The organism is Streptomyces sp. NPDC002773 (assembly GCF_040295605.1).
In the GTDB taxonomy this organism is placed as follows: Bacteria; Actinomycetota; Actinomycetes; order Streptomycetales; family Streptomycetaceae; genus Streptomyces.
This window is the reverse complement of record NZ_JBEOVO010000027.1, coordinates 44882-57359: the sequence shown is the minus strand read 5'-3', so window position 1 is coordinate 57359 and position 12478 is coordinate 44882. Positions and strand designations below refer to the sequence as shown.

Genomic DNA, 12478 nt, shown 5'->3' with positions numbered 1-12478 from the left:
GTCTGGAGGGTTGCGGACCGCGCTGTCCGACGCACCCAGGATAGGTGTCCATCTTCTGGACAGCGGGCAGGGTCGTCTTGTGGCCTCTTGCCGCGCGCCCCGGCGCTGCCATACTTACGACGCCGTAGGTTACGGAGGCGTAGCCTCGGTCATGTATCGCGGTACTTTCTCCTATTTTCCCCCACCCTCACCCTCACCCCCAGGGGACACCCATGACCACTAGCCCAGAGGTGACCTCGTCCTCCGAGTCGCCCGAGTCGCCCGGTTCGTCCGCGTCGCCCGACGGCGTCACGGCCCTGCCCTCCGCCACGCTCGGCGGGGACAGCAAGGGTTCGGTGGAACAGGTCGCGCTGCTCCTCTTCATCGTGGTGCCGTTCGTGGCGCTGCTCGCCGCGGTGCCGCTGGCCTGGGGCTGGGGGGTGAGCTGGCTGGATATCGGGCTGATGGTGGCGATGTACTACATCGGCTGCCACGGGATCACGATCGGTTTCCACCGCTACTTCACGCACGGTGCGTTCAAGGCGAAGCGGCCGCTGCGGATCGCGCTGGCGATCATGGGGTCGCTCGCCGTGGAGGGGCCGCTCGTGCGCTGGGTGGCGGACCACCGCAAGCACCACAAGTTCTCGGACGCGGAGGGCGACCCGCATTCGCCGTGGCGCTTCGGGGAGACGCTCCCGGCGCTGATGAAGGGCCTGTGGTGGGCGCACATCGGCTGGATGTTCGACGAGGAGAGGACGCCGCAGCAGAAGTACGCCCCGGATCTGATCAAGGACCCGGCGCTCGTGGCGATCTCGCGCCATTTCCTCTCGTTCACGATCGTGTCCCTGGCGATCCCGCCGCTGGTGGGCGGTCTGGTGACGATGTCGTGGTGGGGCGCGTTCACCGCGTTCTTCTGGGGCTCGCTCGTGCGCGTGGCGCTGCTGCACCACGTGACCTGGTCGATCAACTCGATCTGCCACGCGGTGGGCAAGCGCCCCTTCAAGTCGCGTGACCGTTCGGGCAACGTGTGGTGGCTGGCGGTGCTTTCGTGCGGCGAGTCCTGGCACAACCTGCACCACGCGGACCCGACGTCGGCGCGGCACGGGGTGCTGCGCGGCCAGGTCGACTCCAGCGCGCGCCTGATCCGCTGGTTCGAGCAGGCGGGCTGGGCGTACGACGTGCGCTGGCCGGCGAAGGAGCGCATCGAAGCCCGCCGCCAGAGCGCGTCCGCAGACGCGGCATGATGGAAGACGTGGCGATCGACGGCAGGACCAGCGGCACCGGCAGCGGCGAGCAGAAGCCCCGGCGCGGTCGCCGGGTGCGGATGACGGGCGCGGAGCGGCGGGAGCAGCTGCTCGACATCGGCCGCACGCTCTTCGCCGAGAAGGGCTTCGAGGGCACGTCGGTCGAGGAGATCGCGGCGAAGGCCGGGGTCTCCAAGCCGGTGGTGTACGAGCACTTCGGCGGCAAGGAGGGGCTGTACGCGGTCGTGGTCGACCGGGAGATGCGGCAGCTCCTCGAAGGGGTGACGGGCGCGCTGACGGCCGGGCATCCGCGGGAGCTCCTGGAGCAGGCGGCGTTCGCGCTGCTCGACTACATCGAGAACTACACGGACGGCTTCCGGATCCTCGTACGGGATTCTCCGGTGGCGCAGTCGACGGGTACGTTCGCGTCGCTGATCAGTGACATCGCCACGCAGGTGGAGGACATCCTGGGCCTGGAGTTCAAGGCCCGCGGCTTCGACCCGAAGTTGGCGCCGCTGTACGCGCAGGCCCTGGTGGGCAGTGTGGCGCTGACGGGCCAGTGGTGGCTGGACGTCCGCAAGCCGAAGAAGGCGGAGGTCGCGGCGCATCTGGTGAACCTGGCGTGGCACGGGCTCGACGGGCTGGAGCCGAAGCCGCGGTTGATAGGGCACCGCAAGAGCTGACGGAGTGCGGAAACCCGTTCGACTTCCCGTAGACGCCCAGGAGTACACTCCTCCCCACATCCGGGGGGGTCGCCCTCCGCACGTGCCCATGGCCGTGCGGAGGCGTCGCTGACCCCCGTTCCGGTCCTGGTTCTGACGTTCCCCAGGGGGGGATCTTTTGCGTTCCGCATTCTTCGGGCGTGCCGGTCGTGTCACCACCTGCACCGCGCTCGCCCTGTCCGCCGGCATGGTCATGGCGTCACCCGCCACGGCCGACCCGGCACCCCGGCCCGTCGTGGAGCAGCCGCAGCGGGGCGTGACGTCGCCCTCGACGCTGGACCTCTCGCCGGTGGCCGGCCGGGCCGGCATGGCCCGCACCGCGCAGGTGGCGGCCGCGTCGGCGCCGCGTTTCGACGTGGACGGCGACGGCAAGTCCGATCTGATCCACCGCAAGTGGAACGGCCGGACGTACGTCGCGACGACGACGTCGTCGGAGCCCGTCGAGTACCAGACCCTGGGCGCGCCCCTCGACCTCGACCTGGTCCCGCTCGGTGACCAGAACGGCTCGGGTCTGCCGGAGGTGCTCTCGGTCTCCGCGAACGGCCAGCTCCGGCTGTACTCGGACGCGTCCACGACGGCGGGCGGGTTCGTCTGGTCGGGCGGCGGCTGGTACATCTACAACAAGGTGTTCTCGCCGGGTGACGTCGACGGCGACGGTCACGCGGACGTGATGGCCCGGGAGCACGACGGCGACCTGTACTTCTACCGGTGGACGGGCTCGGCCTCCGCGCCGCTGGCCGCCCGGGTGCAGGTGGGCTCGGCCTGGGGCGGGTACGACCAGATCGTCGGCCTCGGCGACAACGACGGCGACGGGAAGGGCGACGTGCTGGCCCGCACCCCGGCCGGCCAGGTGTACTTCCACGGCAGCACCGGCGACAAGGCGTCGCCGTTCAAGGTCCGCAAGCCGATCGCCACCGGCTGGCAGCTCTACAACCAGATGATCGCCGCCGACGACGTCAACGGCGACGGCAACGCGGACCTGCTCGGCCGCGACCAGAGCGGCGCCCTCTGGGCCTACAGCGGCCGGGGGAACGGTACGTTCACGGCGCGGACGAAGCTCAGCGGCTCCTGGATCGACGTGGACCAGTTCGGCGGGGCGGGCAACATCCCCGCAGCGGGGAAGAGCGCGTTCCTCGCCCGCGACAAGGCCGGGACGCTGTTCTGGTACGGCGGTCTGAACAACGGCCAGGTGACCCCGCGCGAGCAGCAGGGCTCCACCGGCGGCTGGGCCGGCGCGAATATCACGTTCGTCTCCGCGCTGGACGGCGGCCCGTACGCGGACCTCCTGGAGACCTACCAGGGTCACCTGTACAACGGCGACAGGGACTTCGGTCCCGGCTGGCAGGCGTACAACCTGCTCGTCGGCCCCGGCGACCTGAACGGTGACGGCAAGGCCGACCTGGTGGCGCGCGACGCGTCGGGCGTCCTGTGGCTGTACCGGGGCTACGGCACGGGCAGCGGCGTGGCGCCGCGGATCCGGATCGGTAGCGGCTGGAACGCGTACAACCGGATCCTGGGCGCGGGCGACTACACGGGTGACGGCCGTACGGACCTGCTGGCCCGTGACGCCCGCGGCGTCCTGTGGCTGTACCCGGGCACCGGCTCCCAGCAGGCCCCCTTCGCGCGGAGGAAGGACATCGGCACCGGCTGGAACACGTACAACAAGCTGGCGGCGCCGGGCGACCTCAACGGCGACGGCAAGGCCGACCTGCTCGCGGTGAACGCGGCGGGCGAGCTGTTCCGCTACCTGGGCACGGGCACCGGCTCGGCCATCGCGCCCCGCGTGGGGATCGGCTCCGGCTACCAGGCCTACACGCAGCTGTTCTAGAGGTTCCTCGGGCGCCCCGCACCGGTGTTCCGGTGCGGGGCGCCCGTGCGTTCACGGGCGTTTGCGGGCGAGGGCGAAGACGCGGCGGAAGGGGAAGACCGTGCCGTGGGGGCCTGGTGGGTAGGCCTCGCGGAGGAGGGTGCGGTACGCGCCGAGGAAGGCGTCGACCGCCTCCTGGTCGTCGCCCAGGGCGGTCAGGACGGGCCGCAGGGCCGTGCCCTTGACCCAGTCGAGGACGGGGTCCTCGCCCTGGAGCAGCTGGCAGTACACGGTCTCCCAGACCTCCGTCTCGCAGCCGAGGCCGGTGAGGCGGGTGAGGTAGTCGGCGGCGTCGAGGATGTGGACGAAGCGGCGGCCCTGGTCGCCGACCCGGCCGCGCCACTCGGGGGTCTCGCAGAGTTCGCCGAGCAGGGCGTGGCTGGGCGCGGTGAAGTTGCCGGGGACCTGGAAGGCGAGGGTGCCGCCCGGGCGGAGGCCGTCGATCCACGCGGCGAAGGACTCGGGGTGGTTGGGCACCCACTGGAGGGCCGCGTTGGAGATGATCAGGTCGTAGGGCTCGGTGGGGGTCCAGTGGGCGGCGTCGGCGGGCCGGAAGTCGAGCCAGCCGCCGCCCCTCGTGGTGCCGGACCAGTCCTTCTCGGCCCGCTCCAGCATCTCGGGCGAGAGGTCGAAGCCGGTGATGTGGGCGTCGGGCCAGCGGTCGGCGAGGAGGGCCGTCACATTGCCGGGGCCGCAGCCGAGGTCGGCGATCCGGGCGGGCCGGTCGTGGGCGGGCAGGTCCGGTATTCGGGCGAGCAGGTCGAGGAAGGGACGGGTGCGGTGGCCGGCGTGGCGGAGGTACTGCTGCGGGTCCCACGTGGGTGCGGCGGATGACACGGAATGCATGTTCGAAGCCCCCTTGCTGGACGGAAAGGCCGAAGCGGAACGGAAGTTCCGGCCGGTCCCTTCCCCATAGTCCAGCGGACTATTTCTCGACGTCAAGAAACTTGACATCGATAAACTCGAACACAAGAGACTTTATGTCAACAGACCCTCTACACTGATCGTCATGGAGGACGAGGTCGACCGACTGGTCGCAGCATGGCGCCGCGAGCGCCCCGACCTCGACGTGGAACCACTCGAGGTGCTCAGCCGCGTCTCCCGCCTCGCCCGGCACCTCGACCGCGCCCGCCGGCTCGCCTTCTCCGAGCACCAGCTGGAGCCGTGGGAGTTCGACGTCCTCACCTCACTGCGCCGGGCCGGCGCGCCCTACCAGCTCTCCCCCGGCCAACTCCTGACGCAGACCCTGGTGACCTCGGGCACCATGACCAACCGCATCGACCGGCTCACCAAGAAGGGCCTCGTCGAGCGGCTCCCCGACCCCAGCGACCGGCGCGGCGTCCTCGTCCGGCTCACCCCGGAAGGCCGCGACCGCGCCGACGAGGCCCTCGCCGGGCTCCTCGCCCAGGAGCGCGCCATCCTGGCCCAGCTCTCCCGCGCCCAGCGCGGCGAACTGGCCGCGCTGCTACGCCGGCTGACCGGGCCGTTCGACAACATCCCGGGCTAGCGGGGCCCCGTCCGGCTGCGCCGGGATCTCCGCCAGCCGCGCCGGGGCCTCACCCAGCTGCGCCGGGCCCACGCCCGCCCGGCGGGCCAGCGCCACCGCCGCCAGGGTCGAGTGGACGCCCAGCTTCCCCAGCACGTTCTGCATGTGCGTACGGACGGTGTGCGGCGACAGGAAGAGCCGCTCGGCGACCGCCTTGCGGCCGAGGCCCGCGACCATGCAGCGCAGCACCTCCCGCTCGCGCGGGGTCAGCGACTCCACCAGCCGCTCGCTGTCCGTCCGGTGCTTGCGGGCCGCCGTCAGCTCCCGCAGGACGCCGGTGAGCAGCGCGGGAGGCAGATGGGTCTCGTCCCGCAGCACGCCCCGGACCACCGCGAGGAGCCGCTGGAGCGAGCAGTCCTTCGCGACCCAGCCGGAAGCGCCCGCCTGGAGGGCGAGCGCGGCCCGCCGCGGGTCGTCCTTCTCCGCGAGTACGACGGTACGGACGGCGGGCTGGACCTGGCGCACCCCGGCGACCAGGGAGATCCCGTCGACGGCGCCCTCGGCGTCGTCCGGCACCACCCGGGCCACGGCGGCTCCCGGGGGCCCCGCGCCCAGCTCGGCGTCGACGAGCAGCACGTCGAACCTGCGCCCCTCCGCCGCGCCCCGCTCCAGGCAGCGCAGGGCGGCCGGGCCGCTTCCCGCGGCGGCGACGTCCACGTCGGGCTCCGCCGCGAGCGCGGCGGCCAGCGATTCGGCGAAGACGCGGTGGTCGTCCACCACCAGGACACGGATACGTGCCACGGACACCCCCAAGGGTCGAGGAACGGACCGACGCGGGCACGGCGCCGGGGGCGGGTCGTCGCTCGCGCGGCCGCCGCCGTGCGTGGACAGTTACCCCGCTTCCCCCGCGCCGTACCCGACCGGGTATCGCCCCCTGAACAGCACCGGCCCCCACCGGCGCTGCCCCTCAGAGTAGGGGCGGGGCGGCGCGGTGGGGGCCGTTTCGCGGAACTGTCCGAAGTCGTGCGGACCTGGTGGGTGATCAGAGCCGGCGTGCGCCCTCCGCGGGCACGGCGGGGAAGATGCCGGGGGCCGCGTATCCGGCCGCGGCGAAGGCCTTCACGACGGCGGCGGCGACCGCCTCGGCCCGGTCGGTGTCGACGAGGACGAGGGCCGAACCGCCGAAGCCGCCGCCGGTCATGCGGGCACCGAGCGCCCCGGCGGCGTTCGCCGCCTCGACGACGAGGTCCAGTTCGGGGCAGGAGACGCGCAGGTCGTCCCGGAGCGAGGCGTGCCCCTCGGTGAGGACGGGGCCGACGGCCCGGGTGTCCCCGGCTTCGAGGAGCGCGATGGTCCGCTCCACGCGCGCGTTGTCGGTGACGACGTGCCGGACGTACCGCAGAATCGTCTCGTCGCTCAACCGTGCGAGGGCTTCGGGGAGTTGCACGGCGCTCACCTCGCGCAGGACCTTCACGCCGAGCGCCCGCGCACCCGCTTCACAACCGGCGCGCCGCTCGGCGTACGCGCCGTCCCCGAGCGCGTGCTTCACGCGGGTGTCGACGACGAGCAGCCGCAGCCCCTCGCGGGCCAGGTCGAAGGGGACCTGGCGGTACGAGAGGTCCCGGGTGTCCAGATGGAGGGCATGGCCCTCCTCGGCGCAGGCGGAGGCCATCTGGTCCATGACCCCGCAGGGGACGCCGACGAAGGCGTTCTCGGCGCGCTGGGCGAGCCGGGCGAGCTCGGGCCGGGAGAGCCCGAGGCCGAACAGGTCGTTCAGGGCGAGCGCCGTGACGACCTCCAGGGCGGCGGACGAGGAGAGCCCGGCGCCGGTCGGCACGGTCGAGGTGAGGTGGACGTCCGCGCCCGTCACCGGGTGCCCGGCCTCCCGCAGGGCCCAGACGATCCCGGCGGGGTAGGCCGCCCAGCCGCCGCCGGAGAGCGGTTCGAGGGCGTCGACCGCCAGCTGCACGATGCCGCCGTCGATGTCGGCGGAGTGCAGGCGGAGCACGCCGTCGTCGCGGCGGGAGACGGCGGCGACGGTGGTGTGCGGCAGCGCGAGCGGCAGCACGAAGCCGTCGTTGAAGTCGGTGTACTCCCCGATGAGGTTGACCCGCCCGGGGGCGGCCCAGACACCGTCGGGGGCGGCGCCGTACAGCGCCTCGAAGTCGTCGGCGACACTCACGAGCGCGCTCCTTCCCGCTGCGGCGCGGACTGCTGCTGCGTGGCCTGCTGCTGCTGCGCGAACGCCCACGCGTCGGCGACGACGGCCGCCAGGTCGGGCCGGGACGGCGTCCAGCCGAGCCGCTCGCGGGCGGCGTCGGCGGAGGCGACGAGGACCGCGGGGTCGCCGGCGCGGCGCGGGGCGGTGATCTCCGGGATGGGGTGCCCGGTGACCTCGCGCACGGTCTCGACGACCTCGCGTACGGAGAAGCCGTTGCCGTTGCCCAGGTTGCAGATCAGGTGCTCGCCGGCCGGCACGGCACCGGCGGTCATCGCGTCGAGCGCCAGGACGTGGGCCTCGGCGAGGTCGGCGACGTGGATGTAGTCGCGGACGCAGGTGCCGTCCGGGGTCGGGTAGTCCTCGCCGTACACGGAGATCGCCTCGCGGCGGCCCAGGGCGACCTGGAGGACGAGCGGGATCAGGTGCGACTCGGGCTCGTGCCGCTCGCCGAGCGAGCCGTACGCCCCGGCCACGTTGAAGTAGCGCAGCGAGACGGCGGCCAGGCCGTGGGCGACGCACTCGGCGCCGATCATGTGGTCGACGGCCAGCTTGCTCGCCCCGTAGGGGCTGGTGGGGGCGGTCACCGCGGATTCGGTGATCGGCACGGTCTCCGGCTCGCCGTAGGTCGCGGCGGTGGAGGAGAAGACCAGCTTGCGGACGCCGGCGGCGCGTGCCGCGGCGAGCAGGGCCAGGGTGCCGCCGACGTTGTTCTCCCAGTACTTCTCGGGCTTGGCGACGGACTCGCCGACCTGGGAGAAGGCGGCGAAGTGCAGGACGCCGTCGTAGGAGCCGTCCAGCCACTTCGCCGCGTCCTGGATGCGGCCCTCGATGAACTCGGCGCCCTCGGGGACGGCCTCGGCGAAGCCGGTGGAGAGGTCGTCGAGGACGGTGACGCGGTGGCCGCGCTCCAGGAGGTGGGCGGCGACGACGCTGCCCACGTATCCGGCCCCGCCGGTCACGAGGTACTTCTTCACGGCCTCGGTCACTTGGTCGCCACCTCTCGGAGTCGTCGGGCCGCGTCCTCCGGCGGCACGTCGTTGCTGAACGCGCTCATGCCGGACTCGGTGCCCGCCAGGTACTTCAGCCTGCCGGACGTCCGCCGGACGGTGAAGAGTTCCAGGTGCAGCCCGAACTCCTCGCGGTCCTCGCTCGTGAACGGCGCCTGGTGCCAGGCGGAGATGTACGGCGTGGGGGGCTCGTCCGGACCGAAGATCCGGTCGAACCGCCTCAAGAGTTCCAGATAGACCTGTGGGAACTCTGTGCGGGCCGCCTCGTCGAGCACCCGCAGGTCGGGCACCCGGCGGACCGGGTAGAGGTGGACCTCGTACGGCCAGTGGGCGGCGTACGGCACGAAGGCGATCCAGTGCTCGGTCTCCAGGACGACGCGCACGGCGTCGGCGCGTTCCCGTGCGACGACGTCGTCGAAGAGGTTGCCGCCGGTGCGGGCCCGGTGCTCGGCGGCCCGGCGCTGCATGAGGGCGGTCCGGGGCGTGGCGAACGGGTAGGCGTAGATCTGCCCGTGGGGGTGGGCGAGGGTGACACCGATCTCGGCGCCGCGGTTCTCGAAGCAGTACACCTGTTCGACGCCGGGCCGCTCCGCGAGCTCGGTGGTCCGGTCGGTCCACGCGGCGAGCACGAGCGCGGCCCGCTCGGGCGTGAGGTCGGCGAAGGAGGCCTCGTGGTCGGAGGTGAAGCAGACGACCTCGCACCGGCCGGACTCCCCGGCGAGCGTGGGGAAGCGGTTCTCGAAGACGGCGACCTCGTACGCCGGGGCCGGGATCTCGCTCTGCCGCCCATCGATGGAGGGGCAGAGGGGGCACTCGCCGGCGGGCGGGTGGTACGTACGCCCCTGGCGGTGCGAGGCGACGGCGACGGAGTCCCCGAGGAGCTCGTCGTACCGCAGCTCGGTGGCGGAGGAGACGGGGTCGAGCGGCCTGCGGTCGACGTCGGCGCGGACGGCGTCGTCGCGCTCGTCGTAGTAGATCAGCTCGCGCCCGTCGGCGAGTTTGGTGACGGTCTTCTTCACGGCGGTGCCCTCCGGGCAGCATCAAACAGAACCACGCACAAGGAATCATATTCCAACAACACCGTCAACGGCTGAGCCCCGGTCCGCCCGCAGGGGCGCGGACCGGCCTTCACGGCACCGTGACTCAGGAGGGGTCCCGCGGCCGCGGCACCGCGCGGTCCAGCAGCCCCGTACGGGCCGCGAGGGCCGCCGCCTCAAGGCGCGACCCGACCCCCAGCTTCATCAGGACCCGCTGCACATGCGTCCGCGCCGTGCTCGACGCGATCCCCATCCCCGCCGCGATCAGCCGGGTGTCCTCCCCCTCCGCGACCCGGACGAGGACCTCCACCTCCCGCTGGGTGAGCAGCCGGAGCAGCCGCTGCCCCTCGTCGTCCGGCTGCGCCGTGGGATGCAGCAGCTCCGCGAAGGCCGCGCGCAGCAGCTGCGGCGCCACCGCCGACTCCCCCGCCCGCGCCTTCACGAGCGCCCGCTCGACGCCCTCGATGCGCTCGTCATGCCGTACGTACCCCGAGGCCCCGGCCGCGAACGCCGCCGCGATCCCGCGCGGCGACGGCACGGGGCCGAGCACCACCACCGCCACCTGCGGCCGCTCCCGCTTGATCCGTACGACCACGTCGAAGGCCCCCGGCTCGGCCGGCGCGGCCGTGCCCAGGAGGCAGACCTCCGGCGCCCGGCTCACCACGAGCTCCGCCGCCCCCGCCACCGGCGCGGCCGCCGCGAGCACCCGGTGCCCGCGCAGCTTCAGCGCCGAGGCCAGCGCCTCCGCGAGCAGGCGGTGCTCGTCCACCACCACGAGGCGTACGCCCATCCCGGTCATCCCCCATCCTCCGCGCCCGCCGTCCCCCGGCACGCCTGACCCGGCAAGGTACACGCTCCCCGACCCGGTATCGCCCGAACCCATGCGGGGCCGCCGCCCCCGGCCCCGAATTCCCTCTTCACGGTGACGAACTGTCCCTCCATCACCCCGGGAAAAGAAGAGGGCCCCTCCGGTGGTCACCGGAGGGGCCCCTTCGCGTGCCGGCCGTCAGCGCGCGACGGCGAAGGCCACGATCAGGTACTTCTTGTAGTTGGACGTCGAGTCTTCCTTGCTGACCATCGTCCCCGAGAGGAAGAACCGACCGTCGGCGTAGGCGAGTTCGGAGCCGTTCAGGCTGAAGCTGGTCTCGGCGTCCCGGATCGTCCGGTCCCCGGGGTTCTCCAGGAGCAGCGTCTCCTTCATCGTGCCGCCGTTGATCGACACGATCCGGCCGCCCTTGTTGTACGGCGGGGCCTTGTACGCGATGAGATCGCCGCCGTCCATGCGCAGCGGGACGAGCGTGTACTTGTCGCCCGCGTCCGCCTTCTCCGGTACCGTCCGCCCGGTGGCGAGGTCGAAGGCGATGATCTCGTTCGTCTCGTCGCCGTACTCGCCGCTCGCGCCCTCGTGCTCCTCGGTCGGCACGTAGAGCCGGCCGTTGCCGACGAGCGCCTGCGAGCAGGACTCGACCCTGGTCGAGCGGCAGCGGGCCGCGTACTGGTCGGCGTCCGCCGTGATCTTCGCCTTCAGCTTCCCGGTCTTCTCGTCGATCGAGAAGAAGTCCGAGATGCCGCTGCCGTCACCGGCGCTGTCGCCGACGTCGGCCGCGACGACCAGCGGCTTGGTGGAGACCACCGACGCGTACTGGACACCGGTCGGCATCTTGAACTGGGAGAGCGGGGCGCCCGTCATCGGGTCGAGGTTCTGGATCATGACGTACTGGCTGTTGTACGAACCGCACTTGCGGACCGCGACGAGTCCCTCGCCGCCGCCGTAGCCCAGGTCGTAGCAGCTCTGCTTGTCGGCCTGCGGCTTCCAGCGCGGGTTGCCGTTGGCGATGTCGAAGGCCGCGCCTCCGTCGGTGCCGCCGGCCGCGACGGTCTTCCCGCTGAGCGTGACCTCGCTGAACCGGGCCTTCTGGTCGCCGGCGCTGCCGCCGGTGACCGAGGTGGACCAGAGCAGCTTGCCGGTGTTCAGGTCGACCATGCCGACCTCGGTGCAGGTCTGGTAGTAGCGCGGCGCGACCCGCTTCTTGGCCTCGAAGAGGATCGGCACCTTGTGGTCGGCGGTCTGGTGGCGCGAGGCGCCGCAGACCTGGCCGGTCAGCGGCAGGGTCCACAGGACCGAGCCCTTGTCCAGGTCGTAGGCGACGATCGAGGTGACCCCGGTCTTCACGTACGCCTTGTCGGTGATCCAGGAGCCCGAGACGTCGGTGAGGTCCGGGACCTTCGGCTGGCCGACCGAGAAGGCCATCTTCGCCTGCGTGCTCGCGGGCGGCTTCTCCTTGCCGCCGCCGCCGAGACCGTTCGAGCCGCCGGTCCCGCCGGTGCCGCCCGTGTCTCCGGCGCCGCCGGTGCCCTGCGAGGTGCCGGCCGTGCCCTTGGCCTCCTCGCCCGGGCCGCCGCCGCTGCCGGAGTTGGCGTACCAGATGCCGGCGCCGACGATCAGGACGACGGCGACGGCCGCCGCGATGATGATCTGGAGCTGCGCCGACAGCTTCTTGCCGCCGCCGGACGCGGGGGCCGGGACGGGCTGCTGGTAGCCGTCGTAGGACGGCTGGGGCTGGGTCGGATAACCGTACGGGGGCTGGGTCGGCTGCTGGTAGCCGCCGTAGGGCTGCTGCGGCTGCTGCTGCGGCGCGGTGGGGTAGCCGTACGGCTGCTGCTGCGGAGGCGCCGGCGGCTGCTGCGGATAGCCGTACCCCTGGCCCTGGTCGGGCTGCTGGGGGTACCCGTAGCTCTGGTCGGGCTGCTGCTGCGGGTAGCCGTAGCTCTGGTCCGGCTGCGGCGGCGGCTGCTGCGGGTAGCCGTAGCCCGGCTCCGGCTGCTGGTGCGGCGGGGGCGTCGGTGCGCCGAAGCCGCCCTGGGGGTCCGGGGGTTGGTTCGGCGGGGGCGGAGGTGGCTGCGTCATCGGTCCG

General features: G+C 72.5%; 11 protein-coding genes. 4 read left to right on the top strand and 7 right to left on the bottom strand.

The genetic code is table 11. The annotated features are described in order from the left end of the window. Window positions 1-212 precede the first annotated feature (212 nt). The 3 genes from ABT034_RS26885 to ABT034_RS26875 all read left to right on the top strand — a co-directional run bounded on the left by ABT034_RS26885 (window position 213) and on the right by ABT034_RS26875 (window position 3773). Complete coding sequence (locus ABT034_RS26885) at window positions 213-1223, top strand: acyl-CoA desaturase (RefSeq protein WP_351219551.1); 1011 nt, start codon at window positions 213-215, stop codon at window positions 1221-1223. Beyond that, the gene (locus tag ABT034_RS26880; RefSeq protein ID WP_351219627.1) at window positions 1223-1906 is read left to right on the top strand and encodes a TetR/AcrR family transcriptional regulator; all 684 of its coding nucleotides are present in this window, start codon (window positions 1223-1225) and stop codon (window positions 1904-1906) included. Before ABT034_RS26885 ends, ABT034_RS26880 begins: the two co-directional genes overlap by 1 nt. Window positions 1907-2063: 157 nt before the next feature. Continuing rightward, a complete protein-coding gene (locus ABT034_RS26875; protein WP_351219549.1) occupies window positions 2064-3773 on the top strand; it encodes an FG-GAP repeat domain-containing protein in 1710 nt (569 codons plus the stop codon). A 51-nt stretch (window positions 3774-3824) separates the two neighbouring features. Here the strand turns inward: ABT034_RS26875 and ABT034_RS26870 are convergent, their stop codons facing one another. Further along, on the bottom strand, window positions 3825-4658 hold the full coding sequence (locus tag ABT034_RS26870; protein WP_351219547.1) for a trans-aconitate 2-methyltransferase: 834 nt from the start codon (window positions 4656-4658) through the stop codon (window positions 3825-3827). Between the two features lie 163 nt (window positions 4659-4821). On the opposite strand from ABT034_RS26870, the gene ABT034_RS26865 reads away from it, so the two are divergent. Then, the gene (locus tag ABT034_RS26865) at window positions 4822-5319 is read left to right on the top strand and encodes a MarR family winged helix-turn-helix transcriptional regulator (RefSeq protein WP_351219545.1); all 498 of its coding nucleotides are present in this window, start codon (window positions 4822-4824) and stop codon (window positions 5317-5319) included. On the opposite strand, the gene ABT034_RS26860 is transcribed toward ABT034_RS26865, so the two are convergent. The 6 genes from ABT034_RS26860 to ABT034_RS26835 all read right to left on the bottom strand — a co-directional run bounded on the left by ABT034_RS26860 (window position 5278) and on the right by ABT034_RS26835 (window position 12471). Next, entirely contained in the window at window positions 5278-6099 is an 822-nt protein-coding gene (locus ABT034_RS26860) for a LuxR C-terminal-related transcriptional regulator (protein ID WP_351219543.1), read from the bottom strand. The genes ABT034_RS26865 and ABT034_RS26860 overlap by 42 nt on opposite strands. Window positions 6100-6340: 241 nt before the next feature. After that, window positions 6341-7480, bottom strand: a complete 1140-nt coding sequence (galK, locus tag ABT034_RS26855; protein ID WP_351219541.1) for a galactokinase — start codon at window positions 7478-7480, stop codon at window positions 6341-6343. After that, complete coding sequence (gene galE / locus ABT034_RS26850) at window positions 7477-8505, bottom strand: UDP-glucose 4-epimerase GalE (RefSeq protein ID WP_351219539.1); 1029 nt, start codon at window positions 8503-8505, stop codon at window positions 7477-7479. Before galE ends, galK begins: the two co-directional genes overlap by 4 nt. After that, complete coding sequence (gene galT / locus ABT034_RS26845) at window positions 8502-9545, bottom strand: galactose-1-phosphate uridylyltransferase (protein WP_351219537.1); 1044 nt, start codon at window positions 9543-9545, stop codon at window positions 8502-8504. Before galT ends, galE begins: the two co-directional genes overlap by 4 nt. Window positions 9546-9669: 124 nt before the next feature. Continuing rightward, window positions 9670-10353: a response regulator transcription factor gene (locus ABT034_RS26840; protein ID WP_351219625.1), complete on the bottom strand. Its 684-nt coding sequence runs from the start codon at window positions 10351-10353 to the stop codon at window positions 9670-9672. Window positions 10354-10569: 216 nt separating this feature from the next. Beyond that, window positions 10570-12471, bottom strand: a complete 1902-nt coding sequence (locus ABT034_RS26835) for an outer membrane protein assembly factor BamB family protein (RefSeq protein WP_351219535.1) — start codon at window positions 12469-12471, stop codon at window positions 10570-10572. Between the last annotated feature and the right edge of the window lie 7 nt (window positions 12472-12478).

Excerpts from the sequence above, each read along its gene's own strand:
- ABT034_RS26865 (WP_351219545.1), top strand. The coding sequence starts at position 4,822 with ATGGAGGACGAGGTCGACCGACTGGTCGCAGCATGGCGCCGCGAGCGC.
- ABT034_RS26885 (WP_351219551.1), top strand. The coding sequence starts at position 213 with ATGACCACTAGCCCAGAGGTGACCTCGTCCTCCGAGTCGCCCGAGTCG.
- ABT034_RS26840 (WP_351219625.1), bottom strand. The coding sequence starts at position 10,353 with ATGGGCGTACGCCTCGTGGTGGTGGACGAGCACCGCCTGCTCGCGGAG.
- ABT034_RS26880 (WP_351219627.1), top strand. The coding sequence starts at position 1,223 with ATGGAAGACGTGGCGATCGACGGCAGGACCAGCGGCACCGGCAGCGGC.
- ABT034_RS26870 (WP_351219547.1), bottom strand. The coding sequence starts at position 4,658 with ATGCATTCCGTGTCATCCGCCGCACCCACGTGGGACCCGCAGCAGTAC.
- ABT034_RS26835 (WP_351219535.1), bottom strand. The coding sequence starts at position 12,471 with ATGACGCAGCCACCTCCGCCCCCGCCGAACCAACCCCCGGACCCCCAG.